Source organism: Haemophilus haemolyticus, from assembly GCF_003490935.1.
GTDB lineage: Bacteria > Pseudomonadota > Gammaproteobacteria > Enterobacterales > Pasteurellaceae > Haemophilus > Haemophilus haemolyticus_M.
Genome location: NZ_QQGD01000001.1, coordinates 12,966 through 37,408, shown reverse-complemented (window position 1 = coordinate 37,408; position 24,443 = coordinate 12,966). Strand labels below are relative to the sequence as shown.

At 39.4% G+C, this 24,443-nt stretch carries 27 protein-coding genes; 15 read left to right on the top strand and 12 right to left on the bottom strand.

The genetic code is table 11. The annotated features are described in order from the left end of the window. Nucleotides 1-21: 21 nt before the first annotated feature. From menB to fis, 11 genes are all read left to right on the top strand, one after another. Nucleotides 22-879 (top strand): 1,4-dihydroxy-2-naphthoyl-CoA synthase, encoded by an 858-nt coding sequence (gene menB / locus DV417_RS00235; protein ID WP_005630980.1) that lies wholly within the window; start codon nucleotides 22-24, stop codon nucleotides 877-879. 68 nt (nucleotides 880-947) lie between these two features. Beyond that, on the top strand, nucleotides 948-1,937 hold the full coding sequence (gene menC / locus DV417_RS00230) for an o-succinylbenzoate synthase (RefSeq protein ID WP_192878515.1): 990 nt from the start codon (nucleotides 948-950) through the stop codon (nucleotides 1,935-1,937). Between the two features lie 56 nt (nucleotides 1,938-1,993). Then, entirely contained in the window at nucleotides 1,994-2,443 is a 450-nt protein-coding gene (gene aroQ / locus DV417_RS00225; protein WP_118877892.1) for a type II 3-dehydroquinate dehydratase, read from the top strand. A 152-nt stretch (nucleotides 2,444-2,595) separates the two neighbouring features. Beyond that, a complete protein-coding gene (gene accB, locus DV417_RS00220) occupies nucleotides 2,596-3,057 on the top strand; it encodes an acetyl-CoA carboxylase biotin carboxyl carrier protein (RefSeq protein ID WP_118877891.1) in 462 nt (153 codons plus the stop codon). A 176-nt stretch (nucleotides 3,058-3,233) separates the two neighbouring features. Continuing rightward, entirely contained in the window at nucleotides 3,234-4,580 is a 1,347-nt protein-coding gene (gene accC, locus DV417_RS00215) for an acetyl-CoA carboxylase biotin carboxylase subunit (protein ID WP_118877890.1), read from the top strand. A gap of 204 nt (nucleotides 4,581-4,784) precedes the next feature. After that, a complete protein-coding gene (locus DV417_RS00210) occupies nucleotides 4,785-5,042 on the top strand; it encodes a YhdT family protein (protein ID WP_118877889.1) in 258 nt (85 codons plus the stop codon). Further along, complete coding sequence (gene panF, locus DV417_RS00205) at nucleotides 5,039-6,475, top strand: sodium/pantothenate symporter (RefSeq protein WP_118877888.1); 1,437 nt, start codon at nucleotides 5,039-5,041, stop codon at nucleotides 6,473-6,475. The genes DV417_RS00210 and panF overlap by 4 nt, the downstream gene beginning before the upstream one ends. Nucleotides 6,476-6,613: 138 nt before the next feature. Further along, a complete protein-coding gene (locus DV417_RS00200) occupies nucleotides 6,614-7,486 on the top strand; it encodes a DMT family transporter (protein ID WP_118877887.1) in 873 nt (290 codons plus the stop codon). Nucleotides 7,487-7,520: 34 nt separating this feature from the next. After that, nucleotides 7,521-8,408: a 50S ribosomal protein L11 methyltransferase gene (prmA, locus tag DV417_RS00195; RefSeq protein ID WP_118877886.1), complete on the top strand. Its 888-nt coding sequence runs from the start codon at nucleotides 7,521-7,523 to the stop codon at nucleotides 8,406-8,408. 146 nt (nucleotides 8,409-8,554) lie between these two features. Next, on the top strand, nucleotides 8,555-9,535 hold the full coding sequence (gene dusB / locus DV417_RS00190) for a tRNA dihydrouridine synthase DusB (protein WP_118877885.1): 981 nt from the start codon (nucleotides 8,555-8,557) through the stop codon (nucleotides 9,533-9,535). Then, nucleotides 9,529-9,828 (top strand): DNA-binding transcriptional regulator Fis, encoded by a 300-nt coding sequence (gene fis, locus DV417_RS00185; protein ID WP_009500196.1) that lies wholly within the window; start codon nucleotides 9,529-9,531, stop codon nucleotides 9,826-9,828. Before dusB ends, fis begins: the two co-directional genes overlap by 7 nt. 118 nt (nucleotides 9,829-9,946) lie before the next feature. Here fis and glmS read toward each other — a convergent pair whose 3' ends face one another. The 12 genes from glmS to DV417_RS00125 form a co-directional block, all read right to left on the bottom strand. After that, nucleotides 9,947-11,779, bottom strand: coding sequence for a glutamine--fructose-6-phosphate transaminase (isomerizing) (gene glmS, locus DV417_RS00180; RefSeq protein ID WP_118877884.1), 1,833 nt, complete (start codon nucleotides 11,777-11,779; stop codon nucleotides 9,947-9,949). A 55-nt stretch (nucleotides 11,780-11,834) separates the two neighbouring features. Continuing rightward, nucleotides 11,835-12,608, bottom strand: a complete 774-nt coding sequence (locus DV417_RS00175) for a DeoR/GlpR family DNA-binding transcription regulator (protein ID WP_118877883.1) — start codon at nucleotides 12,606-12,608, stop codon at nucleotides 11,835-11,837. Between the two features lie 127 nt (nucleotides 12,609-12,735). Further along, the gene (locus DV417_RS00170; RefSeq protein WP_005634530.1) at nucleotides 12,736-13,008 is read right to left on the bottom strand and encodes an HU family DNA-binding protein; all 273 of its coding nucleotides are present in this window, start codon (nucleotides 13,006-13,008) and stop codon (nucleotides 12,736-12,738) included. A 137-nt stretch (nucleotides 13,009-13,145) separates the two neighbouring features. Continuing rightward, complete coding sequence (locus DV417_RS00165) at nucleotides 13,146-13,736, bottom strand: YjaG family protein (RefSeq protein ID WP_118877882.1); 591 nt, start codon at nucleotides 13,734-13,736, stop codon at nucleotides 13,146-13,148. A 35-nt stretch (nucleotides 13,737-13,771) separates the two neighbouring features. After that, on the bottom strand, nucleotides 13,772-14,566 hold the full coding sequence (gene nudC / locus DV417_RS00160) for an NAD(+) diphosphatase (RefSeq protein WP_118877881.1): 795 nt from the start codon (nucleotides 14,564-14,566) through the stop codon (nucleotides 13,772-13,774). A gap of 67 nt (nucleotides 14,567-14,633) precedes the next feature. After that, a complete protein-coding gene (gene nfuA / locus DV417_RS00155; protein ID WP_005634545.1) occupies nucleotides 14,634-15,230 on the bottom strand; it encodes a Fe-S biogenesis protein NfuA in 597 nt (198 codons plus the stop codon). A 76-nt stretch (nucleotides 15,231-15,306) separates the two neighbouring features. After that, nucleotides 15,307-15,993 carry a ComF family protein gene (locus DV417_RS00150; protein WP_192878530.1) on the bottom strand — a complete coding sequence of 229 codons (687 nt, stop codon included), beginning with the start codon at nucleotides 15,991-15,993 and terminating at the stop codon, nucleotides 15,307-15,309. Between the two features lie 12 nt (nucleotides 15,994-16,005). Next, nucleotides 16,006-17,343: a type IV pilus secretin PilQ family protein gene (locus tag DV417_RS00145; RefSeq protein WP_118877879.1), complete on the bottom strand. Its 1,338-nt coding sequence runs from the start codon at nucleotides 17,341-17,343 to the stop codon at nucleotides 16,006-16,008. Between the two features lie 9 nt (nucleotides 17,344-17,352). Then, nucleotides 17,353-17,766: a competence protein gene (locus DV417_RS00140; RefSeq protein WP_118877878.1), complete on the bottom strand. Its 414-nt coding sequence runs from the start codon at nucleotides 17,764-17,766 to the stop codon at nucleotides 17,353-17,355. Beyond that, complete coding sequence (comC, locus tag DV417_RS00135) at nucleotides 17,763-18,284, bottom strand: competence protein ComC (RefSeq protein WP_118877877.1); 522 nt, start codon at nucleotides 18,282-18,284, stop codon at nucleotides 17,763-17,765. Before comC ends, DV417_RS00140 begins: the two co-directional genes overlap by 4 nt. Then, a complete protein-coding gene (locus DV417_RS00130) occupies nucleotides 18,281-18,787 on the bottom strand; it encodes a competence protein B (RefSeq protein ID WP_118877876.1) in 507 nt (168 codons plus the stop codon). Before DV417_RS00130 ends, comC begins: the two co-directional genes overlap by 4 nt. After that, nucleotides 18,788-19,585, bottom strand: a complete 798-nt coding sequence (locus DV417_RS00125) for a type IV pilus biogenesis protein PilM (protein ID WP_118877875.1) — start codon at nucleotides 19,583-19,585, stop codon at nucleotides 18,788-18,790. It abuts the gene before it with no gap. A gap of 98 nt (nucleotides 19,586-19,683) precedes the next feature. Between DV417_RS00125 and DV417_RS00120 the strand changes: the two genes are divergently transcribed. The 4 genes from DV417_RS00120 (at nucleotide 19,684) to recR (ending at nucleotide 24,433) form a co-directional block, all read left to right on the top strand. Beyond that, on the top strand, nucleotides 19,684-22,284 hold the full coding sequence (locus DV417_RS00120; RefSeq protein WP_118877874.1) for a penicillin-binding protein 1A: 2,601 nt from the start codon (nucleotides 19,684-19,686) through the stop codon (nucleotides 22,282-22,284). A 72-nt stretch (nucleotides 22,285-22,356) separates the two neighbouring features. Next, nucleotides 22,357-23,202: a 23S rRNA (adenine(2030)-N(6))-methyltransferase RlmJ gene (locus tag DV417_RS00115; RefSeq protein ID WP_105896692.1), complete on the top strand. Its 846-nt coding sequence runs from the start codon at nucleotides 22,357-22,359 to the stop codon at nucleotides 23,200-23,202. A 168-nt stretch (nucleotides 23,203-23,370) separates the two neighbouring features. Further along, nucleotides 23,371-23,700 carry a YbaB/EbfC family nucleoid-associated protein gene (locus DV417_RS00110; RefSeq protein WP_005629464.1) on the top strand — a complete coding sequence of 110 codons (330 nt, stop codon included), beginning with the start codon at nucleotides 23,371-23,373 and terminating at the stop codon, nucleotides 23,698-23,700. A 130-nt stretch (nucleotides 23,701-23,830) separates the two neighbouring features. Further along, the gene (gene recR / locus DV417_RS00105) at nucleotides 23,831-24,433 is read left to right on the top strand and encodes a recombination mediator RecR (protein WP_118877873.1); all 603 of its coding nucleotides are present in this window, start codon (nucleotides 23,831-23,833) and stop codon (nucleotides 24,431-24,433) included. Nucleotides 24,434-24,443: the final 10 nt, after the last annotated feature.

Genomic DNA, 24,443 nt, shown 5'->3' with positions numbered 1-24,443 from the left:
CGTTAATTAAAAGGAATTCTCATGCAAAATCCAAAAGATGATGTGTTATATGCGCCTGTTGAATGGGTCGATCACAGTGAAGGCTATAGCGATATTCGTTATCATAAATCCACTGATGGTATTGCTAAAATCACGATTAACCGTCCTGAAGTTCGTAATGCGTTCCGCCCACAAACAGTGAAAGAAATGATCACTGCATTTTCTGATGCACGTTTCGATGAAAACATTGGTGTCATCGTATTAACTGGCGAAGGCGAAAAAGCATTCTGTTCTGGTGGTGACCAAAAAGTGCGTGGCGATTACGGCGGTTACAAAGATGACAGCGGCGTACATCACTTAAATGTATTAGATTTCCAACGCGATATTCGCTCTTGTCCAAAACCTGTTGTGGCAATGGTGGCAGGTTATGCAATTGGTGGCGGTCATGTATTACATATGCTTTGTGACTTAACGATTGCTGCTGAAAATGCTATTTTCGGTCAAACAGGGCCAAAAGTCGGTTCATTCGATGGTGGTTGGGGAGCAAGTTATATGGCTCGTTTAGTGGGTCAGAAAAAAGCACGTGAAATTTGGTTCTTATGCCGTCAATATAATGCACAAGAAGCATTAGACATGGGCTTAGTCAATACTGTTGTGCCTTATGCTGATCTTGAAAAAGAAACCGTGCGTTGGTGTCGTGAGATGTTACGCAATAGCCCAATCGCAATTCGTTGTTTGAAAGCGGCATTAAATGCTGACTGTGATGGCCAAGCAGGTCTTCAAGAATTAGCGGGTAACGCGACAATGTTGTTCTACATGACTGAAGAAGGTCAAGAAGGTCGCAATGCGTTTAATGAAAAACGTGCTCCAGACTTCAGCAAATTCCGTCGCAATCCTTAATTTATCGTTCTAAAGCGCGGTTAAAAATCTTCGTGAATTTTGGCCGTACTTTTGTATTGGGAGCAAGCATGGCTGAAAAATCATTTAATCTTTACCGTTATTCCATCCCCGTTGATAGCCAACTTATTCTGCGTGATCGTTTTTTAAAACGCCGTGAAGGCTTAATCGTAAGAGTGAGTTGCAGCAGAGACGGCTGGGGAGAAATCGCCCCGCTACCTGGTTTTAGCGAAGAAACCCTAGACCAAGCTCAAGAACAAGCAATTGAATGGCTAACAACATGGTGCAATGCAAGCTGTGATGCACCTCGTGTACCATTAGATGGCACCTATCCCTCCGTTGCTTTTGGTATCAGTTGCGCAATGGATGAAATGAAAGGTTATTTACAAGCTGAGGGCAATTACCATACAGCACCACTTTGTTATGGCGATCCAGATGAGCTGTACGCCAAACTTGCGAGCATAGAAGGCGAAAAAGTGGCAAAGATGAAAGTGGGCATATACGAAGCCAATCGCGATGGATTAATTGCCGATATGTTTTTAGAAGCCATTCCTGATTTACAATTACGACTAGATGCAAACCGCCATTGGTCGTTAGAAAAAGCGTTACAATTTGCCGCTAAAGTCAAACCGGAACATAGAAAACGTATTCAATTTTTAGAAGAACCTTGTAAAACACAAGCACTCAGCCGTGAATTTGCAGTTCAAACCGACATCGCGATTGCATGGGATGAATCCCTGCGAGAGCCTAATTTTTGCCTGGAAAAAGAACCGCACTTATCGGCTGTCGTAATCAAACCCACTTTAATTGGTTCAATTCAACGTTGTGCTGAACTCATTAACCAAGCACATTCGTTAGGTCTAAAAGCGGTTATTAGTTCAAGTATCGAAAGCAGTTTAGGCCTCTCTCAGCTCGCGCGAATTGCACAACAATACACCCCGAATGTAACGCCAGGCTTAGACACTTTAGATTTGATGGAATATCAAGTGATACGCGCTTGGCAGGGCTCTGATTTACCTATTGTGGATTTAGAATCTGAATTTATCACTAAAATTATCTGATTCGACCACCAAAAATCGAAAAACCAGTATAATGCGCCACACAAAAAGGATTAAAAATGTCGCAAACACACAGAATTTTGCTGTTAAATGGCCCGAACTTAAATATGTTAGGGGCTCGCGAGCCAAAACATTATGGCAGTATTTCTCTTACATCCATTGAAGAGAAAATACAAACATTAGCCACTCAATTCAATGTAAAAGTGGAATGTTTTCAAGCCAATAGTGAAGAAAAATTAATTAATAAGATCCACGAAAGTTTTCAACAAGTCGATTTTATTTTAATTAATCCTGCGGCTTACACTCATACCAGTGTAGCATTGCGCGATGCGCTTTTAGCTGTCTCAATTCCTTTTGTGGAAATTCATTTATCCAACGTGCATAAACGTGAACCATTTCGTCATCATTCTTATTTTAGCGATGTGGCTGAAGGCGTTATTTGCGGTTTGGGCGCAAAAGGTTACGAGTTTGCCTTTTTATTTGCTATCGATTACCTTGCTAAAAAATAAGAAAATCGAGCATTTTTGGCGAAATTCACAGAATTTTATCGCAAATTTGCAAAAATTAAGGTAATCTTTGCAACACAAAAATAAGTTTATTCATAACCGCACTTTTTCGTTTAAAAGTGCGGTTAAAATTTCAATCTTTTTAGGAAGAACGTATGGACATTCGTAAAATCAAAAAATTAATCGAATTAGTAGAAGAATCTGGCATTACTGAATTAGAAGTGCAAGAAGAAGAAGGTACAGTACGTATTAGCCGTGCAGCGCCAGCAATTGCTCCAGCAGCAGTTCAATACGCTGCAGCGCCAGTAGTAGCACAGGCTCCAGCTGCTATGCCAGCTCAAGCGCCAGCAGCGGCAACACCAGCTGCATCTGATGAATTATCAGGCCATCTTGTACGTTCTCCAATGGTAGGAACGTTCTATCGCAGTCCAAGCCCAGAAGCAAAAGCATTCGTTGAAGTGGGTCAGTCTGTGAAAGTTGGCGACGCGCTTTGTATCGTTGAAGCAATGAAAATGATGAACCGCATTGAAGCAGACAAAGCTGGTGTAGTAAAAGCAATTCTTATCAACGATGGTGATGCTGTTGAATTCGACGAACCATTAATCGTTATTGAATAATTTCCAATATTTTTGTCGGGCGGACTTTAGTCCGCCTATTTCATATACAAACAATTAGAGCGAATTTATCGTAGGCGATATAAATTGAAATCTGTTCACACCAAATTTTATAGGGAGAACAAGATTTCAAGAACCTACATAAAAATTCACGTCTATCTGACTAAACGGACTCTTTTATGTTAGAAAAAGTTGTGATTGCTAACCGCGGTGAAATTGCACTACGCATTTTACGTGCTTGTAAAGAATTAGGTATTAAAACTGTGGCGGTTCACTCCACCGCTGATCGTGATTTAAAACACGTTTTACTCGCTGATGAAACCGTTTGTATCGGTCCAGCACCTTCCGCAAAAAGTTATTTAAATATTCCAGCTATCATTGCTGCAGCCGAAGTCACAGGTGCGGATGCAATTCATCCAGGATACGGTTTCTTATCTGAAAATGCTGACTTTGCTGAACAAGTTGAACGTTCAGGTTTCACTTTCATCGGCCCAACAGCAGATGTCATCCGTTTAATGGGCGATAAAGTTTCAGCTATTAAAGCAATGAAAAAAGCAGGCGTGCCTTGTGTACCGGGTTCGGATGGCCCTGTAGGTAATGATATTGCTAAAAATAAAGAAATCGCCAAACGTATTGGCTATCCAATCATCATCAAAGCATCAGGCGGTGGTGGTGGCCGAGGAATGCGTGTTGTTCGTAACGAAGACACATTAGAAGAATCTATTGCGATGACCAAAGCTGAAGCGAAAGCTGCATTCAATAATGATATGGTCTATATGGAAAAATACTTAGAAAATCCACGTCACGTGGAAATTCAAGTATTAGCAGACACGCATGGCAACGCAGTTTATTTGGCTGAACGTGACTGCTCAATGCAACGTCGTCACCAAAAAGTTGTGGAAGAAGCGCCAGCTCCAGGTATCACTGAAGAAGTTCGCCGCGATATCGGCTCACGCTGTGCAAAAGCTTGCGTAGAAATCGGCTATCGTGGAGCAGGTACGTTTGAATTCTTATATGAAAATGGCGAATTCTATTTCATTGAAATGAATACTCGTATTCAAGTGGAACACCCAGTAACTGAAATGATTACAGGTGTAGATTTAGTGAAAGAGCAATTGCGTATTGCGGCAGGCTTACCAATTTCCTTTAACCAAGAGGATATCAAAGTTAAAGGCCATGCAATGGAATGCCGTATTAACGCAGAAGATCCAAAAACATTCTTACCATCTCCAGGTAAAGTAAATCACTTACATTCACCAGGTGGCTTGGGCGTTCGTTGGGATTCTCATGTTTATGGCGGCTATACGGTGCCCCCACATTACGACTCTATGATCGCAAAACTTATCACTTATGGCGATACGCGTGAAGTTGCAATCCGTCGTATGCAAAATGCATTATCGGAAACAATTATTGATGGTATTAAAACCAATATCCCACTTCATGAATTAATTCTTGAAGATGAAAATTTCCAAAAAGGCGGAACAAACATCCACTATTTGGAGAAAAAATTAGGCATGCATGAATAATTAAAATTTAAATGGCTAACAGATGTTAGCCATTTTCGCATGTTCCTAAAACTTATTTAATGATAATAAACACTAGAATCAGCAAAACATTTTGAATTATTCAGAAAAGTTGTAAGATTAGCAAACATAAGGGGCGTATGAAACATACGCCCTTTATACCATTCAAAAATATACTTTCACTTATAAAAATGTTAAGGAAGAAACATGACATTAAAACAACGTTATCAACAAGCTGCCAAGGAAGCTAGTTGGGCATTAAGCCTATCTATTTTATATGTGATAGGTTGGTGCTTATGTGCTTATTTACCTAAAGAAACTCAAGGGCCGATTGGTTTCCCTCTCTGGTTCGAGCTCTCTTGTATTTATTTGCCTATTCTATTTATTGTAATTGGCCATTGGATTATCAAAATTATTTATCAAGATATCTCTCTTGAAATCAAAGATGAGGAGAATCAAAAATGAATTTAGGTATTATTCTCCCTTTAATCATTTATCTTGCATTTATATTTGGTGCTGCGATTTTCGCTTATGTAAAACGTACAAAAGGCGATTTCCTAACGGAATATTATGTAGGTAACCGCTCGATGACGGGTTTTGTGCTCGCAATGACAACAGCGTCAACTTATGCCAGTGCAAGTTCTTTTGTCGGAGGGCCTGGCGCAGCTTATAAATACGGATTAGGTTGGGTATTACTGGCGATGATTCAAGTCCCAGCAGTGTGGCTTGCATTAGGCGCATTAGGTAAAAAATTCGCACTATTATCAAGAGAAACCAATGCGTTAACGATTAACGATCTTTTCCTTTATCGCTATAAAAACAAATATTTAGTCTGGCTATCAAGCCTTGCCCTTCTTCTCGCATTTTTTGCAGCCATGACTGTGCAATTTATTGGTGGTGCGCGTTTATTAGAAACAACCATCGGCATTTCTTATACTCAAGCATTGCTCTTATTTGCTTTAACGGTAGGTATCTATACATTTATCGGGGGATTCCGTGCCGTCGTACTCACGGATACCATTCAAGGTACCGTCATGATTTTAGGTACTATTATTCTCCTTGTAGGAACCATTTATGCGCTCGGCGGTGTAGAAAGTGCGGTTAATAAATTAACAGAAATCGATCCTGCGTTAGTCACGCCTTACGGGCCAAATGGAATGTTAGATTTTCAATTTATGGCTTCCTTCTGGGCGCTCGTCTGTTTCGGGGTCGTCGGTCTTCCACATACTGCTGTTCGATGCATGGCATTTAAAGACAGCAAAGCCTTACATAGAGGCATGCTGATAGGAACAATTGTACTTTCCATCATTATGTTCGGGATGCACTTAGCTGGTGCACTTGGTCGTGCAGTTATTCCAAATTTAACCGTGTCAGATCAAGTGATTCCAACTTTAATGCTAAAAGTATTACCACCTATTATTGCCGGTATTTTCTTAGCCGCACCAATGTCAGCAATTATGTCCACAATTGATGCGCAACTTATTCAATCTTCTTCTATTTTTGTAAAAGATTTATACCTTTCTACGAAACCAGAAGCCGCAAAAAATGAGAAAAAAGTAAGTTATTTTTCATCTATTATTACGCTGATTTTGACCGCACTTTTAATCTTTGCCGCACTCAATCCACCAGATATGATTATTTGGTTAAACCTATTTGCCTTTGGTGGACTGGAAGCCGCATTTTTATGGGTGATTGTGCTGGGTATTTACTGGGATAAAGCGAATGCTTATGGTGCCTTAAGCTCAATGATTATCGGCTTGGGAAGTTATATCTTGCTCACTCAACTTGGCATAAAATTATTTAATTTCCATCAAATCGTACCGTCATTAGTATTTGGATTAATTGCATTTTTAGTTGGTAATAAATTGGGCGAACGTCGTATTGAAAAAACTCAATAAAAAGTTACCGAACCTTAAGCGTCAATCAATATGCTGTCACCTTCTTCTAAATGAGAGGAAGGTGATATTTTAATTTTCTCACTTTCAGCAATTTCTACGCTAAAACATAGAATTAGAACAATTCACAGGGATACATCAATGCTCTATCAAATTCTTGCGCTACTTATTTGGAGCAGTTCATTAATCGTCGGTAAGCTCACTTATTCGATGATGGATCCTGTGCTTGTTGTGCAAGTGCGGTTAATTATTGCAATGATTATTGTCATGCCACTCTTTTTACGTCGTTGGAAAAAAATTGATAAACCAATGCGTAAACAGCTTTGGTGGTTGGCATTCTTTAACTATACCGCTGTATTTTTATTGCAATTCATCGGGCTAAAATATACATCCGCATCCAGCGCAGTCACCATGATTGGGCTAGAACCTCTACTCGTTGTATTTGTCGGGCATTTTTTCTTTAAAGATAAAGCAAAATGGTTTCACTGGCTATTCGGAGCAATGGCATTTATTGGCGTGGCGATTTTAATCAATGGTGGAAAAAATAATGAAGGCATTGATAACATCAGTTTATTCGGCTGTTTATTAGTACTAAGTGCTGGGATCATTTTCGCTGCCGTGTTACGTTGGACACAGCGAGTTGTAGCCAAAATCTCAACGCAAGCCTATACCTCCGTCAGCATTGTACTTGGGACCATCACAACGTTGCCATTTACGGTATTACTCACAGAAAACTGGCAAATATCATTAAATTCCACAAGTATTGCAGGATTATTATATCTTGCTATTGGCTGTAGCTGGCTTGCCTATTGGTTATGGAATAAAGGCCTTAATAGTGTGGATGCCAATATCTCCGGTATTTTAGTCGCACTTGAGCCGCTATTCGGCATCTTATTTGCCGTATCATTACTTGGCGAAACGCTGTCATTTTCAGCCGCACTTGGTATAACAATCATCATGCTCGCTACACTTGGTTCGACTTTACTGCCGAAAATTTTGAAAAAATCGGTATAATACGCCCCATTTTATGAAATAAAGGAAAAAACAAATGGCTTGGATTCAAATTCGCCTAAATAGTACCAATGAAAAAGCAGAACACATGAGTGATTTTTTAGAAGAAATCGGCTCCGTTTCTGTGACTTTTATGGATAGTCAAGATACCCCGATTTTTGAGCCTTTGCCTGGTGAAACTCGTTTATGGGGCAACACCGATGTTATTGCGCTATTTGATGCAGAAACAGATATGGCAGAAATCGTCCGCTTATTAAAAGAAGCAAAACACTTAGATAGCAATACGGCATACAAAATTGAACAAATAGAAGATAAAGACTGGGAGCGCGAGTGGATGGATAACTTCCACCCAATGCAATTTGGTAAGCGTTTATGGATTTGTCCAAGTTGGCGTGATGTGCCTGATGAAAATGCCGTCAATGTTATGCTTGACCCAGGTTTAGCATTTGGGACAGGCACGCATCCTACAACAGCACTATGTTTAGAATGGCTAGATGGCCTAGATTTAAAAGATAAAACCGTCATTGATTTTGGCTGTGGTTCAGGCATTTTAGCCATTGCCGCATTAAAACTTGGTGCGAAAAGTGCGGTAGGAATTGATATCGATCCACAAGCAATTCTAGCCAGTCGCAATAATGCCGAGCAAAATGGCGTTGCAGATCGCCTACAACTGTTCTTATCTGATGAAAAACCCTCTGATTTAAAAGCTGATGTCGTGGTGGCAAATATTCTTGCTGGCCCTCTCAAAGAACTTTACCCAATCATTAGCCAACTTGTTAAACCGAATGGCGATCTTGGTTTATCGGGCATTTTAGAAACTCAAGCTCAATCGGTATGCGATGCCTATACGCAAACATTTGCGTTAAAGCCAGTCGCGGTCAGAGAAGAATGGTGTCGAATTACGGGTAAGCTAAAAACGCTTTAATTTCTTTTTGTCAATCAAAAAAAGTGTATTTTTTAAACAAATTTCACTTTGCAAAGTAAGGCAAAATGCGTATTATAGCCAGCCTTGTCGGTCGTCGACCAGTTCGACACTAATTAGATTTAGGCTTGCTAGGAAGGTAACGTAAAATGCGAATCGGTTCATACCAATTAAGAAATCGTGTTTTACTTGCACCAATGGCAGGAATTACCGACCAGCCTTTCCGTCGTCTTTGTGCATATTATGGTGCTGGACTCACATTTTCAGAAATGATGTCCACAAATCCGCAAGTTTGGCATACCGAAAAATCCAAATTGCGTTTGGCACATAGTGAAGATTTAGGTCTCAATGCCGTGCAAATTGCCGGTAGTGATCCACTCGAGATGGCTCAAGCCGCTGCTATCAACGTGGAATATGGCGCACAAATCATTGACATTAATATGGGATGCCCCGCCAAAAAAGTAAATCGCAAACTCGCAGGCTCTGCATTGTTGCAATTTCCAGATTTGGTGGAAAAAATCTTGCGAGAAGTAGTGGCAGCCGTCAATGTGCCGGTGACCTTAAAAATTCGTACAGGCTGGGATAAATCTAATCGAAACTGCGTTCAAATCGGCAAAATTGCAGAACAATGTGGCATACAAGCATTAACGGTGCATGGTCGTACACGAGCTTGTCTTTTTGAAGGCGAAGCGGAATATGACAACATCAAAGCCGTTAAAAAAGCGATTGCCATACCGGTTATAGCCAATGGTGATATTGATTCTGCTCGGAAAGCAAAATTCGTTCTCGATTATACCGGAGCGGATGCCATTATGATCGGTCGTGCTGCCTTAGGTAATCCTTGGCTATTTCAAACTGTGGAAAACCTAATTGAGCATGACTCGATAAGCCAAATGCCAAGTTTAAACGAAAAGTGCGGTCAAATTTTGAGCCACATTCAAGAATTACATCAATTCTATGGCGAACAAAAAGGCTATCGCATTGCGCGTAAACACGTAGCTTGGTATTTACAGGGAATTCAACCTGATTCCGTTTTTAAACAGACTTTTAATGCAATTAGTGATCCGAAAGAGCAACTTATTGTATTGGAAGATTTTTTCAATTTAATTTTGGATAAAGAAAAATGTTAGAACAACAACGTAATCCTGCTGAAGCCTTAACGGTGTCAGTATTAAATGCGCAATCACAAGTGACCAACAAACCATTACGCGATTCAGTAAAACAAGCATTGCGTAATTATTTAGCGCAATTAGATGGTCAAGATGTGAATGATCTTTACGAATTAGTATTAGCGGAAGTTGAACACCCGATGTTAGATATGATTATGCAATATACTCGCGGCAATCAAACTCGAGCAGCCAATATGCTTGGTATCAACCGTGGTACATTACGTAAAAAACTAAAAAAATACGGTATGGGCTAAGTTATACGTTTTTTAGATCAGAAAAAGGCGAACATTTTAATGTTCGCCCTTTTCATTCAATCAGATAAAGCACAAGCTATAACCTGTGCTTTAAATTTATCTTAAAATCAACCGCACTTTATTCTACGGTGACAGACTTCGCTAAGTTACGAGGTTGATCTACGTCAGTACCTTTAATTAAAGCCACATGATAAGAAAGCAACTGCATTGGAATGGTATAAAAAATCGGTGCAACGATATCATTGACTTTCGGCATCGTGATGATTTTCATTCCTTCACTTGGTGTAAAGCCCGCTTCTTTATCGGCAAATACATATAATTGGCCACCACGAGCACGAACCTCTTCAATGTTCGATTTTACTTTCTCTAATAATTCATTATTTGGCGCCACAACAATTACCGGCATATCGGCATCAATCAACGCTAATGGACCATGTTTCAATTCTCCCGCCGCATACGCTTCAGCGTGAATATAAGAAATCTCCTTCAATTTCAAAGAAGCCTCTACTGCAATTGGATAAAATGCACCACGACCTAAGAAAAGTGCATGATGTTTTTCAGCAAAATCCTCAGCCAATGCTTCAATGTCTGTATCAAAAGCTAAAGCTTTTTCAATTTCAGCAGGTAAAGATTGCATTGCTTTGATAATCTCACGCTCTTTTTCTGCAGAAATATGACCTTTAACTTTACCAAGTGCCGTCACCAACATTAATAACGCAGCGAGCTGTGTCGTAAATGCTTTTGTTGATGCCACCCCAACTTCAACACCGGCACGCGTCATAAATGCAAGATCTGATTCGCGTACTAGCGAAGAGCCAGCAACATTACAAATTGTTAATGCCGCCATGTAGCCCTTTTCTTTCGCTAAACGAAGTGCGGCTAAAGTATCGGCTGTTTCGCCAGATTGAGAAAGTGTAATCAATAAGCTATTTGGACGGGTAACAAATTTGCGATAACGAAACTCTGATGCAATTTCCACATCACAGCTCACTCCAGCCAAAGATTCAAACCAATAACGCGCCACCATACCTGCATTATAAGATGTTCCACAAGCAACAATTTGAATATGCTCAACTTTTTCTAAAATGTCTTTTGCGCCATTACCGATTGAATCTACAATCACATTTTCATGATTGATACGCCCTTCCATTGTATTGATAAGTGCGGTTGGCTGTTCGTAAATTTCTTTCTGCATAAAATGACGGAATTTACCTTTCTCTGCCGCGTCATTTTCGAGATTAGATTCGTGAATTTCACGCTCAACTTTATTGCCGTAAGTATCATAAATATCAACTGTACGACGTGTAATTTCTGCAATATCCCCTTCTTCTAAAAAGATAAAACGGCGGGTAACACTTAAAAGTGCAAGTTGATCTGAAGCTAAGAAATTTTCACCAATACCTAAGCCAATCACTAGCGGACTACCAGAACGAGCAGCAACTAAATGTTCAGGATGACGGCTGTCCATTACCACCATACCATATGCGCCAGTAAGTTGTTTTACTGCTTTTTTCACAGCGTCTAAAAGTGAATCCGTGCTACGCATTTCCCACTCAACGAGGTGAGCAATCACTTCAGTATCGGTTTGCGATAAAAATACATAACCACGAGATTTTAATAATTCTCGAAGTTCCTCATGATTTTCAATAATACCATTATGTACTACGGCAAAAGTGCCTGACGCATGTGGATGAGCATTGGTTTCTGAAGGTTCACCATGAGTCGCCCAACGCGTATGCGCAATCCCTGTACCACCAATCAATGGTTTCTCCGATACAGCCTCATCTAATGCTTTAACTTTACCTAAGCAACGCACGCGTTGTAATTCATGATGTTCATTTACCACTGCAACGCCTGCAGAATCATAACCACGATATTCCAAACGATGTAAACCATTAATTAAGATTTCCGCTACATCACGTTGCGCTACCGCGCCGACAATACCACACATAAGCTTTCCTTATTGTTAATTAAATAAAAAATACGTCTACTTTTTTAACCGCACTTTATACGCAAATTACTTCTACGCCATGAGCTAAAATGGCTTTTTTATCTTGTTCTGACAATCCTGTATCAGTAATAAGCACATCAATTTGTTGCCAAGTTAATTCTAAATTTGGCATTTTCCGACCAATTTTCTGAGATTCCACCATCACAACAACTTCGCGAGAAACTTCCGCCATCACCTGGCTTAATCCTACAAGTTCATTAAAAGTCGTAGAACCTCGCGATAAATCAACGCCATCGGCACCAATAAAAAGTTGGTCAAAATCGTAAGAACGTAGCACCTGTTCAGCTACTTTTCCTTGAAACGATTCCGAACGAGTATCCCAAGTTCCACCAGTCATCAGCAACGTTGGCTCATTTTCTAATGCTCTCAATTCTGTTGCCACCGAAAGTGAGTTCGTCATTACAACTAAGCCTTGTTTTAAATTAAGTTGCTTAATCAGAGCTGCCGTAGTACTACCGCTATCTACGATAATACGGTTATGATCACGAATACGCTCGGCGGCGGCTTTCGCTATGACAAACTTTCGTTTCGTAAGTTCATCATTTTCGCTTTCATCGATAATTTCTTTTGGCATTAAAATTGCGCCACCGTATTTACGCAATAAAAAACCATTTGTTTCTAGCGCACTTAAGTCTTTACGAATAGTCACTTCAGATATATCAAAAAGCTGCACTAGCTGTTCTACACTCACTTCACCTTGTTCTTGCAAAAGTTGCATAATAGTATGGCGACGTTGTTTAGTATTACGAGGCTGGCTACTTTTTTTCATAAAGCTATCCTTAAATGCAATAAATTTCGGTTCGAAAGTTTATGTAAACAATATTGTTTTGTAAAGTAAATTTTAGGTAACAAAAAACCCTGCTCATTGGCAGGGTTTAAAATCATTCAAATATTAATTATTTGATTGCATCTTTTAATGCTTTACCAGATACAAATGCTGGTACTTTAGATGCTGCAATTTTAATTTCAGCACCAGTTTGTGGGTTACGACCAGTACGTGCAGCACGTGCATTTACTTTGAATGTACCGAAACCGATTAATTGTACAGGTTCACCTTTTTTGAGGCTTGCAGTAATCGCTTCTAAAGTCGCTTCTAACGCAGCTTTAGCTTGTTTTTTGTTTAATTCTGCAGCGCTTGCAATTGCATCAATTAAATCTGTTTTGTTCATAAATTTGTACCTTCTGTTAAATAAAAATTTGACTCTTCAAAATATGCCTGCGGACGAACCACAAAAGCTGTGCAAAGGATAATCTAACTTACGATGAATTAAAAGCAAGATTTTTAAAATTTGTGACAAATCTCACGTTATTGATGAAATTCTATACCAATATTAGATATTCCCTCGGCTCGGATCTCATTTTTTAAATCTAAAATTAATTCAATATCACGTTTTTCACATTCTTTAAGTAAACGATAAATCTGCCATTGCACATCAAGTTCAGCTTGAATATCTTCACTTTCTTTAAGTTCGCTGTCCGACCAATCTCGCCCTGTTTCAGTTTCCAATAAACTTGTTACCGTACCTAAAGAAATTAAACTCATTTCCACCGCTCTTTCTAATGTTTCCCCCGCAATAATAGCATGTAAAATTTCAGCTAAAGCCTGACAAGCATCTAACGCCGACACAACACCAAAACTCTCATAATCATTCACATCAGGAATAATGGTTTCCAATTTCTCCAACTGATTTTCAAAGTTGATCTTGGCATCTTTAACCGTTAAATATTCCCACACCAAATTGAGAATATTTTGATAAGTTTTGGCTTCAGCGCTAAGCTCGTTCATTTGACAGAACAATTTAAAATTTGGAGCCATACGTTCACATAAAGCAGCCATAAAAGTAAGATGTTGCCAACTTTCTAAGTTTTCTAAGCGTTTATGAATCGGATTTCGCATCTTATTTCCTTAATTCGTAAGGGTTGGAGTATTTATTAATCGCATTTATGTTCCGCTTTACAGAGTTCAAGCGTCGCATGAATTAATTTGCGAGCGATAGTACCTGTTGGCGGTAATTCTGGCAAGGGTTGATCATAAGAAAACCACTGCGCATCATGAATTTCACTTTCCTGCAAAGTAATTTCACCGCTCTCATAATCAGCAAGAAAACCGACCATTTGAGAATTCGGGAATGCCCAAGGCTGGCTACCAAAATAACGAATATTTTTTATCAAAATCCCTGTTTCCTCAAAAACCTCTCTCCGTACCGCTTGTTCAAATGTTTCACCGACCTCTACAAAACCTGCAAGAGTGGTATACATTCCTCCATTCGGATGATAATGACGTTTGTGATTAGCAAGCAATATTTCTTTGCCACGTCGAACCGCTACAATAATAGATGGACAGATTACAGGATAAGTTCGATACCCGCAGTAAGAGCATTGCACGGCGAGCTCTTCTTGAATTTGTTGTGTTTTATGACCGCACTTTCCACAAAATTTATGAGTTTTCAGGAAATGATTAATTTCCACACCTCGGCTTAATACATGGAATTCATCCTCTGGCAATGAAAGTAATCCACGTAAACTTACATATTCTCGTTCATCACTTTCTTGTTCAGCCACAAGCCACAACGGATGATTTTTCCATTCACCGATTTGCATTGCCTGCAATCCTTCGATTCCAAGCTTTGTAGCTGAACCAAAAGGCAATTCATTATTCAGCAAATAAAGATTCGAACCTTGAGTAAGCAACCAATAACCAAAATCATCTGGATGAAGTGTTTTCATTTTTTACTCCATAAAAATAACCGCACTTTCAAAGTGCGGTTATTATAAATCTTCTTTTTACAACTCACTAATAATAAGAGTGCTCTCCACGCTGATGTTCGGTTACATCTTTTGCACCTTTTAATTCATTCGGGAATAGGCTAATAAGTTGTTTTTCTACGCCATCTTTTAACGTAACATCCACCATTGAGCAACCATTACAGCCACCACCGAATTGTAAAATTGCGTAACCATCTTCAGTAATTTCAATTAAGGTTATGCGTCCACCATGACTTGCAAGCTGTGGATTAATTTGAGTTTGAATCACATATTCAACACGTTCAATTAATGGCGCATCATCAGCCACCTTACGCATTTTGGCATTTGGCGCTTTTAAGGTAAGCTGCGCACCAAGTTCTTCGGTAACATAATCAATTTCTGCTTCTTCTAAGAAAGGCAGGCTGACCTCATCAATAAATGCAGAAAAAGTGTCGTATTTCATTTCAAAATCACTTTCTTCCACGGCATTCGGTGGGCAATAAGATACGCCACATTCCGCGTTAGGGGTGCCAGGATTAACGACGAAAATACGAATATTCGTTCCTTCTTCTTGTGTGTCTAAAAGTTTTCGAAAATGCGCTTGTGCGGCATCAGAAATAGCGATTTGCTGGGTTGCTTGTTCCATAATTATGTTCCTAAATACTTGAGAGAAAGTATCAGGAATAATACGCTCATCGCGCTTTTTTTTCCAGTGCTTTATATTAAGCTCGCGCCAGCCCCCACACTTGGATCTCCTCCACTCCTAATTTTCTCAATAATTTTGAGGTTTCATTGAGTGTAGAGCCTGTAGTAATTACATCATCCACCAGCGCGACACGACGATAAGGAAACTCATTTTTCGAAACAGCAAGAGAAAAGGCATTTTTTAAATTCTGACGACGATCTTTTGCACTCAAACCACGTTGAGTATGAGTGTGTCTCACGCGCTTTACGATATTGTTCAAATTAGGAATATCCAACCAACGACTTAATTGCTGAGATAATAAATCAGCCTGATTATAACCCCTTCGCCACTGACGAAAATGATATAACGGCACTGGAATGATTGCTTCTGGCAATTTAAGTTGATGCGTTCGTTTAGCATCACGCACCGCAAGATATAAAAGCCGAGCCAAAGTGCGGTCAATCCAAAATTGATTTTGAAATTTAAAACGGTGAATCAATATCGAAAGTGGCTCAACATAATGCCCAATAATGACTATCTTATCCCAACTAGGTTCTTGTTTAAGACAATTACCACAATGCAGCGCATAATATTGCAATTCCGCACCACAATGACCGCAATAAGGAAAAGATTTAATTTGTTTTTGGCAACATGAACATAGCCCATTTTTTGCGATATGAAGATTGCCACGACAGTGGATACAGCGAAAATTAAAAAAATTCATCATCTAAAAAAGTTATTTTTTACCCGTACTTTTTTGTTTCAAAGCATCTAACGTTTCTCCAGCTTTTAAAATATGCGGAGTTACGAAAATCACTAGCTCACGTTTTTGATGCCGTTCGCTTTCTTTACTAAACAATCGTTTAATACCAGGTATATCGCCAAGTAATGGCACTTTATCTTCGCTTTTTGTGATCGTATCGTGGAACACGCCGCCAAGCACAATGGTTTCCCCATCTTTGGCAAAAACCTGAGTATTAATTTCTTGCTTATCAATAGAAACCACCTCATTTTGTCCATAAGCGACACGAGAACCTGGTGAGTTTTGGCTCACTAATAAATCAAGCAAAATATTGTTATCTTTAGAAATATGTGGCGTCACTTCCAAACCAAGTACTGCCTCACGAAATTCCACAGATTGTGTATCGTTACGAGTATTGCTCACAACATAAGGAATTTCTGTCCCCTGTTTAATGCTCGCACTTTTCTTATTCGTAGTGAGTAAGCGGGGACTTGCAATAATTTCTACATTATTTTCACGCTCCAAAGCGCTCAATTCTAAATCAAGCAATCGCCCATTAATTTTCGCGACTTGTAATGCTATTGAGCCAGCAGGTGTCGCCGTTGTCGCAAAATTTACATTAAGATTATCCGCAATATTTTCAAAGCCATTGCCTGCGAGGCTACCTGCTACACGCCCCGCATTTTCCGTTGGATTAAAAATCCCCCACCGAACGCCAAGTTCTTTCAAACTCTCATCCGTAATTGTCACAATACGTGCTTCAATAGCAATCTGCTCAATAGGTTTATCCATTTCAGAAATTAGTTTTTTGATATTTTGCACAGAACGAGGCTCATCCTGAATAACCAGTAAATTACTACGATCATCAAAGGTAATACTCCCAGCAGGAGAAAGCAAAGAGCCACTTCCTGTCGTTAAGGATTTCATTAATTCAGAGGCTTTAGCAAAATGGAGTTTTACCGTATGACTCACTAAGTGCGGTTCATTTGTAGCAAGATTTCCTGCAACTTGACCTTTGCCAGATTGCCCTCCATTCAGATAGTAAATACCCTCATCTTTATTCAAAGTAAGCTTCTTACTTTTAGCAATTATTTGTAGCAAACGTGGCATATCAATATTATCTAATTTCAAAGAAATATTGCCTTCTAGCGTCTCATCCATCACTAAATTGACATCATGTTGAAAAGCTAATTGCTCCAGTGTTTGGGCTAAAGGCGCTTGCGATAAACGAATAAAAAAACGTTCGTTATCTGTTTTAGGATTAGCAAAAACGATTAATGGCAAACAAAAACACACTAAAAAACAACCGCACTTTAAAAAATATTTCTTCATAATCTTCCTTTAAAAACTTAATTCTTTCTGCTCAGTGCTATCACATTGAGCACCGGACTTACGCATAAATTGAACTTTATTTTGATTGATTTTTGTTACAACATATCCTTCTTGAGCCACATCAACACCTTCTAAAATGCTGTAAATTTGAAAACCCTGATCCAGCAATAACGCAAAAGCTTTATCTTTAGAAATCACTACGCCCACCAATTTTAAAGCGTTCAAAGGAATGTCTGCCGCTTGGCGATTTTCATCCGCTCCGCATAGATTATTAGGTACATCTGAGGAAATTATTTCTGTCTGCTCCATTACTGTTTGTGCGTTATCAAACTGAGAACTGTTACGCTGTGTTTTATCGAAAGGATCTTGTCCCCAACTGCAATTCATAAAAAATAATGTAATCAGGTAAAACCAATACTTCATTTTGCCTCCTTATCTAGCTGAAAAATTATCTCGCTTTGCAATGGGCTGTCTTCGGCTTTAATAAACTGCAACTGGCTTACAGAAAGCTGTGACGTATTAGCTAAAAGTGCGGTTAAAAATGTCTTCGTTTTTTCAAAATGCCCAGTAAGCTGTAAATGCAAAATAGGCTGTTGCCCCATTTCCCAACGTAAATTCTGAGATAAATCGTTACGCGCAGCTAAACGTTGAATTTGTTTATTCAACGGCATAATTTGTGCCGCCAGTTCTGGAGAAAGTTTTCTGCTTTGCGATTGCTGCTGTAAAGAAGTTAAAATTTTCTGTTGATGCAACAATTCTGATCTTTTCCCTGCTAATTCACTTTCGATTTCATGGAAACGCGAGTTCCCCTCGATATAATCTAAAATAGGGCGAAAAATCACCGCACTTAATAACAATAAAAAGGTTAAGCCATGAACATAAAAAGGCTGGCTTAGCCATTTTCCAAAAGGTGTAAAAGGATCGTTAAAAAAGGCTTTCACTTTTCCTCCCCTTGTTCCACATTAAAGCGAAAAAACAATGTATGTTGTTCAGGCTGAACCTGACTTAATTTCACATTGGGAAAATGTTTCTTTAAAAATTGATGTACCGACTCAAATTCCGTTTGATCTTGCGCTCGACCTTCCAAACTTAAGTTATGGGCATCTTGTTTAAATCGGTTTAATTCGCCTGTCTGAAGAGGCAATTCACTTAATCGCAGTAAACTATTTTGGACTTGCCCATTCGTGAGAGATTGCAAAACTTCACCAACTTTCACCGCACTGCGTAACTGATCAATTTGCATGGTAGTTTTATGAAGCTGTTGATTAAGTTGTTCAAACGACTTTTGCTGTGCCTGCAAATTTTGTTTCTGTTGTTCAATCAAATTACTGAAAGCCAATATTAAATTGATAGCAAGCAAGATAAATAAAGCGATATAAAAAGCTAAACGACGTAAACTCTTTTGATGTTGATTAGTACGCCAAGGCAATAAATTCATCGACATTTAGTTACCCATTTTTTGTTGATGTAAATCTTTTTGCCACAGAGCATTGCCAAGTGCGATAAAAGGTAAATCCGTTTCTACTCGCTGCCAGTTTTCTGGTAATGGCGTATGACTTGAAGGAATTTGATAAACAAAAATTCGTTCAATTTGCCCTTCAAAACGTTCGGTAAATTGCTCATAAAGTGCGGTCAAATTTTCGTGAGATTGTAAAATTTGCGATTGCTGAGATCTTTCACAAATCGCCAAACAATAGTCATCTTCTTGAAATAAAAACAAAGCATTTTCTGACCGCACTTGTGTATTCAACAAATACTGAAATGCACGCAAGATGCTATGAGGAACAACATCTAACACACTAATTTTAAATGGCTGAAAATCTTGCAAATAAGTTTGAGCACTCGCCTCTCGAATTGCCGTAATCTCTAAACGAAAACCTTGCTTTAACGGAGTAGAAATATAATCAAACCACAATTCATTCAAAGGAATAGGCAACTCTTTCTCAATCACAAATTTACATTGTTGATGACATTCTTGCGCATTTAATATTTGCGGTAACATTAATACTTTCGACCAAGTCAAGTGAGCAGAAATACTTGCCACAAACCGCAAAGAAAAGGTTTTCCCTTGAGATTGTGTTTTTAAATGTCGCAAAAAACAATTTTTTAAATCACTGTCATTGATAGAGGCTTGATAACATTGTGGCTGTTCAAATTCATCAAACCACACAAAATCAAAATCACCTTGCTTACGGTGAATACCAATTTGTAAAGTGCGGTGATTTTTCCTGGAGAATTGCATATTCTTTCCTATTCTTTAAAGGCTGAATCTTTTATACTTAGCAGCAAAATCATAGGTCTCTTGACAAGAATATTCATTAACGAAGTGAGAATTTTACGATGCGGATCGCAAAATTAATATTTAGCACCCTATTAACTTTATGTATTTTAGGTTTAGTCGCAGGCGGAATGCTGTATTTCCACCTAAAATCAGAATTGCCCTCAGTAGAAGCATTAAAAACCGTTGAATTACAACAGCCAATGCAGATTTATACGGCCGATGGTAAATTAATTGGTGAAGTGGGTGAGCAACGACGTATTCCAGTAAAATTAGCTGAAGTACCACAACGCTTAATTGATGCATTTTTAGCGACGGAAGATAGCCGCTTTTATGATCACCATGGCCTCGATCCTATCGGCATTGCACGCGCATTATTTGTTGCAGTGAATAATGGTGGCGCATCACAAGGTGCAAGTACGATCACCCAACAATTAGCACGTAACTTTTTCTTAACTCCAGAAAAAACTATTATTCGTAAAGCACGTGAAGCCGTGCTTGCCGTAGAAATTGAAAATACCCTCACTAAACAAGAAATCTTAGAGCTTTATTTAAATAAAATCTTTTTAGGCTATCGTTCTTATGGTGTTGCGGCTGCTGCACAAACCTATTTCGGTAAATCATTAAATGAATTGACGTTATCGGAAATGGCTATTATCGCAGGCTTACCAAAAGCACCTTCAACCATGAACCCACTTTATTCTTTAAAACGTTCAGAAGAACGCCGCAATGTGGTGCTAAGCCGAATGTTAGATGAAAAATACATCAGCAAAGAAGAATATGATGCAGCATTAAAAGAGCCAATCGTCGCGAGTTATCATGGTGCAAAATTTGAATTTCGTGCTGATTATGTCACTGAAATGGTACGCCAAGAAATGGTTCGCCGTTTTGGTGAAGAAAATGCCTACACCAGTGGTTATAAGGTGTTCACTACTGTACTTTCAAAAGACCAAGCTGAAGCACAAAAAGCTGTACGTAATAACTTGATTGATTATGATATGCGTCACGGTTATCGCGGTGGTGCGCCATTATGGCAAAAAAATGAAGCCGCTTGGGACAATGATCGAATCGTCGGTTTTCTACGCAAACTGCCTGATTCAGAGCCATTTATTCCTGCGGCAGTGATTGGAATTGCGAAAGGCGGTGCTGATATATTGCTTGCCTCTGGAGAAAAAATGACCTTATCAACCAATGCAATGCGTTGGACTGGTAAAAGCAATCCTGTGAAAGTCGGCGAGCAAATTTGGATTCGTCAGCGTGCTAATGGGGAATGGCAATTAGGACAAATTCCCGCAGCAAATTCAGCATTAGTTTCTCTTAATTCAGATAATGGCGCGATTGAAGCAGTGGTGGGTGGCTTTAGTTATGAACAAAGCAAGTTCAATCGAGCCACACAATCCTTAGTTCAAGTAGGATCTTCTATCAAACCATTTATTTACGCAGCGGCATTAGAAAAAGGCTTAACACTTTCTAGTGTATTACAAGACAGCCCAATTTCTATTCAAAAACCAGGACAAAAACTGTGGCAACCAAAAAACTCACCTGATCGTTATGATGGTCCAATGCGTTTACGCGTAGGATTAGGTCAATCTAAAAATATGATTGCTATTCGTGCTATCCAAACCGCAGGTATTAATTTCACAGCAGAGTTTTTACAACGTTTTGGCTTTAAACGTGATCAATATTTTGCAAGTGAAGCCTTAGCGCTTGGCGCAGCCTCATTCACACCATTAGAAATGGCTAGAGCTTATGCGGTGTTTGATAATGGCGGTTTCCTCATTGAACCTTATATCATTGAAAAAATTCAAGATAACTCGAGTAAAGACCTATTTATTGCAAACCCTAAAATTGCTTGTATTGAGTGTAATGATATCCCTGTGGTTTATGGTGAAACGAAAGATAAAATCAACGGCTTTGCGAATATTCCTTTAGGCGAAAATGCCTTAAAACCATCAGATGACAGTACAAACGGTGAAGAAGTTGATCAACAACCTGAAACTGTACCTGAACTGCCAGAATTACAGTCAAATGTGGCCTCACTTAAGGAAGATGCAATTGATTTAATGGCAGCAGCAAAAAATGCATCGTCGAAAACAGAATATGCCCCTCGAGTAATCAGTGGCGAGTTAGCATTTTTAATCCGCAGCGCCTTAAATACGGCAATTTATGGCGAACAAGGTCTAGACTGGAAAGGAACTAGCTGGCGTATCGCACAAACCATTAAACGTAGCGATATAGGCGGTAAAACAGGTACCACAAATAGTTCAAAAGTGGCTTGGTATGCAGGATTTGGTGCAAACTTAGTAACCACAACTTATGTAGGATTTGACGACAACAAACGTGTACTCGGGCGCGGAGAAGCGGGTGCGAAAACAGCGATGCCAGCTTGGGTCGCTTATATGAAAACTGCATTGAGCGACAAACCTGAACGTAAATTACCATTACCACCGAAAATTATGGAAAAAAGTATTGATACTATGACTGGATTGCTTTCTCCAGCTGGTGGACGCAAAGAATACTTTATTGTAGGTACTGAACCGACACGTACCTATCTTTCGGAAATGCAAGAGCGTGGTTATTATGTTCCCACAGAATTACAGCAACGCTTAAATAATGAAGGCAATACGCCAACGCCTGCTGCACAACCAGAAGAACTCTTCTAAAAATGACCGCACTTTAGTGCATAATCAGGCGAGTCAATTGGCTCGCCTTCGTTATTAAACAAAGGATATATTATGCTGAGTTATCGTCACTCATTTCACGCAGGCAATCACGCCGATGTTTTGAAACATATTGTTTTAATGCTCATTTTGGAAAATCTTAAACTCAAAGAAAAAGGCTTTTTTTATTTAGATACGCACTCTGGTGTAGGTCGTTATCGTTTATCCTCAAATGAATCAGAAAAAACGGGAGAATATAAAGAAGGCATTGGACGTCTGTGGGATCAAACAGACTTACCCGAAGATGTTGCTCGTTATGTAAAAATGATCAAAAAACTTAATTATGGTGGCAAAGAACTACGTTATTACGCGGGTTCTCCATTAATTGCTGCGGAATTGTTGCGCCCACAAGATCGCGCACTATTGACTGAGCTTCATCCTAGCGATTATCCAATCCTTCGCAATAATTTTAGCGACGACAAAAATGTCAGCGTAAAATGTGACAATGGCTTTCAACAAGTCAAAGCAACGCTACCGCCAAAAGAACGCCGTGGCTTGGTGCTAATTGATCCGCCTTATGAATTAAAAGAAGATTATGATCTTGTCGTCAAAGCTATTGAAGAAGGCTATAAACGTTTTGCCACTGGCACCTATGCGATTTGGTATCCTGTTGTATTACGCCAACAAACTAAACGTATTTTTAAGGGTTTAGAGGCAACAGGGATTAGAAAAATTCTAAAAATTGAACTCGCAGTTCGTCCTGATAGCGATCAACGAGGAATGACGGCAAGCGGTATGGTGGTAATTAATCCACCTTGGACATTAGAAACCCAAATGAAAGAAATTTTGCCTTATCTCACAAAAACATTAGTTCCAGAAGGTACAGGAAGCTGGACTGTCGAATGGATTACTCCAGAATAACCGTCTCTTCCCATTCTAAACACCACTAAATTTCACCGCACTTTACTTCAAAAGTGCGGTGAAATTTTCTGAGATTTTAAATACCCCAAATCATTAACCCCACTGTTCCCAAAAGCCCATTTTTTCGCTAGAATGCACGCAATTTTTGACTTAATAAAGGATAACATTATGTTTGGAAAAGGCGGTTTAGGCGGCTTAATGAAACAAGCCCAACAAATGCAAGAAAAAATGCAAAAAATGCAGGAAGAAATCGCGCAACTAGAAGTAACGGGTGAATCTGGTGCGGGTTTAGTGAAAATCACAATTAATGGTGCACATAACTGCCGTCGCATTGACATTGATCCGTCTTTAATGGAAGACGATAAAGAAATGTTAGAAGATTTAATCGCGGCTGCTTTTAACGATGCGGTGCGTCGTGCAGAAGAATTACAAAAAGAAAAAATGGCATCGGTTACTGCTGGAATGCCATTACCTCCAGGAATGAAGTTTCCTTTTTAATCGAACACTTGTCTTCCCCTGCTTGCGGGGGAAGGTGTCGCAAAGCGACGGAAGGGGGGCCCCTAAGCCTTCGGTAGCTTCCTCCGTAAATAGAGGGAGCGGAAAGTAGCCTTATATTTCATCTCAAATTATGCAAAGCAGCCCACTTTTAGAACACCTTATTGAAAACTTACGTTGTCTTCCAGGCGTAGGGCCTAAATCTGCGCAACGTATGGCTTATCATCTTTTACAACGTAATCGTAGCAGTGGAATGAATTTAGCTCGAGCTCTCACAGAAGCGATGTCTAGAATTGGTCATTGTTCACAGTGTCGGGATTTTACTGAGGAGGAAATTTGCAATATTTGCAATAATCCTCGCCGTCAAAATTCAGGTTTGCTTTGTGTCGTTGAAATGCCAGCAGATATTCAAGCTATTGAGCAAACTGGACAATTTTCAGGACGTTATTTTGTCTTAATGGGACACTTATCGCCACTTGATGGTATTGGTCCTCGTGAAATTGGTTTAGATTTACTGCAAAAACGTTTAGTGGAAGAATCTTTCCACGAAGTGATTCTCGCAACAAATCCAACAGTGGAAGGCGATGCAACAGCAAACTACATCGCTGAAATGTGCCGCCAGCACAATATCAAAGTGAGCCGTATCGCTCATGGCATTCCAGTCGGAGGCGAACTGGAAACTGTGGACGGCACAACGCTTACTCACTCTTTTCTAGGTCGTCGTCAAATCGACTAATCTTCTCATA

Coding starts and splice junctions, on each gene's coding strand:
- DV417_RS00140 (WP_118877878.1), bottom strand. CDS start 17,766: ATGAAGTATTGGTTTTACCTGATTACATTATTTTTTATGAATTGCAGT.
- aroQ (WP_118877892.1), top strand. CDS start 1,994: ATGTCGCAAACACACAGAATTTTGCTGTTAAATGGCCCGAACTTAAAT.
- nudC (WP_118877881.1), bottom strand. CDS start 14,566: ATGAAAACACTTCATCCAGATGATTTTGGTTATTGGTTGCTTACTCAA.
- glmS (WP_118877884.1), bottom strand. CDS start 11,779: ATGTGTGGTATTGTCGGCGCGGTAGCGCAACGTGATGTAGCGGAAATC.
- DV417_RS00145 (WP_118877879.1), bottom strand. CDS start 17,343: ATGAAGAAATATTTTTTAAAGTGCGGTTGTTTTTTAGTGTGTTTTTGT.
- recR (WP_118877873.1), top strand. CDS start 23,831: ATGCAAAGCAGCCCACTTTTAGAACACCTTATTGAAAACTTACGTTGT.
- DV417_RS00175 (WP_118877883.1), bottom strand. CDS start 12,608: ATGAAAAAAAGTAGCCAGCCTCGTAATACTAAACAACGTCGCCATACT.
- DV417_RS00125 (WP_118877875.1), bottom strand. CDS start 19,585: ATGCAATTCTCCAGGAAAAATCACCGCACTTTACAAATTGGTATTCAC.
- DV417_RS00110 (WP_005629464.1), top strand. CDS start 23,371: ATGTTTGGAAAAGGCGGTTTAGGCGGCTTAATGAAACAAGCCCAACAA.
- DV417_RS00120 (WP_118877874.1), top strand. CDS start 19,684: ATGCGGATCGCAAAATTAATATTTAGCACCCTATTAACTTTATGTATT.
- DV417_RS00200 (WP_118877887.1), top strand. CDS start 6,614: ATGCTCTATCAAATTCTTGCGCTACTTATTTGGAGCAGTTCATTAATC.
- menB (WP_005630980.1), top strand. CDS start 22: ATGCAAAATCCAAAAGATGATGTGTTATATGCGCCTGTTGAATGGGTC.
- accC (WP_118877890.1), top strand. CDS start 3,234: ATGTTAGAAAAAGTTGTGATTGCTAACCGCGGTGAAATTGCACTACGC.
- DV417_RS00170 (WP_005634530.1), bottom strand. CDS start 13,008: ATGAACAAAACAGATTTAATTGATGCAATTGCAAGCGCTGCAGAATTA.
- panF (WP_118877888.1), top strand. CDS start 5,039: ATGAATTTAGGTATTATTCTCCCTTTAATCATTTATCTTGCATTTATA.
- menC (WP_192878515.1), top strand. CDS start 948: ATGGCTGAAAAATCATTTAATCTTTACCGTTATTCCATCCCCGTTGAT.
- DV417_RS00130 (WP_118877876.1), bottom strand. CDS start 18,787: ATGTCGATGAATTTATTGCCTTGGCGTACTAATCAACATCAAAAGAGT.
- DV417_RS00165 (WP_118877882.1), bottom strand. CDS start 13,736: ATGCGAAATCCGATTCATAAACGCTTAGAAAACTTAGAAAGTTGGCAA.
- dusB (WP_118877885.1), top strand. CDS start 8,555: ATGCGAATCGGTTCATACCAATTAAGAAATCGTGTTTTACTTGCACCA.
- prmA (WP_118877886.1), top strand. CDS start 7,521: ATGGCTTGGATTCAAATTCGCCTAAATAGTACCAATGAAAAAGCAGAA.
- nfuA (WP_005634545.1), bottom strand. CDS start 15,230: ATGGAACAAGCAACCCAGCAAATCGCTATTTCTGATGCCGCACAAGCG.
- DV417_RS00150 (WP_192878530.1), bottom strand. CDS start 15,993: ATGAATTTTTTTAATTTTCGCTGTATCCACTGTCGTGGCAATCTTCAT.
- DV417_RS00115 (WP_105896692.1), top strand. CDS start 22,357: ATGCTGAGTTATCGTCACTCATTTCACGCAGGCAATCACGCCGATGTT.
- accB (WP_118877891.1), top strand. CDS start 2,596: ATGGACATTCGTAAAATCAAAAAATTAATCGAATTAGTAGAAGAATCT.
- fis (WP_009500196.1), top strand. CDS start 9,529: ATGTTAGAACAACAACGTAATCCTGCTGAAGCCTTAACGGTGTCAGTA.
- DV417_RS00210 (WP_118877889.1), top strand. CDS start 4,785: ATGACATTAAAACAACGTTATCAACAAGCTGCCAAGGAAGCTAGTTGG.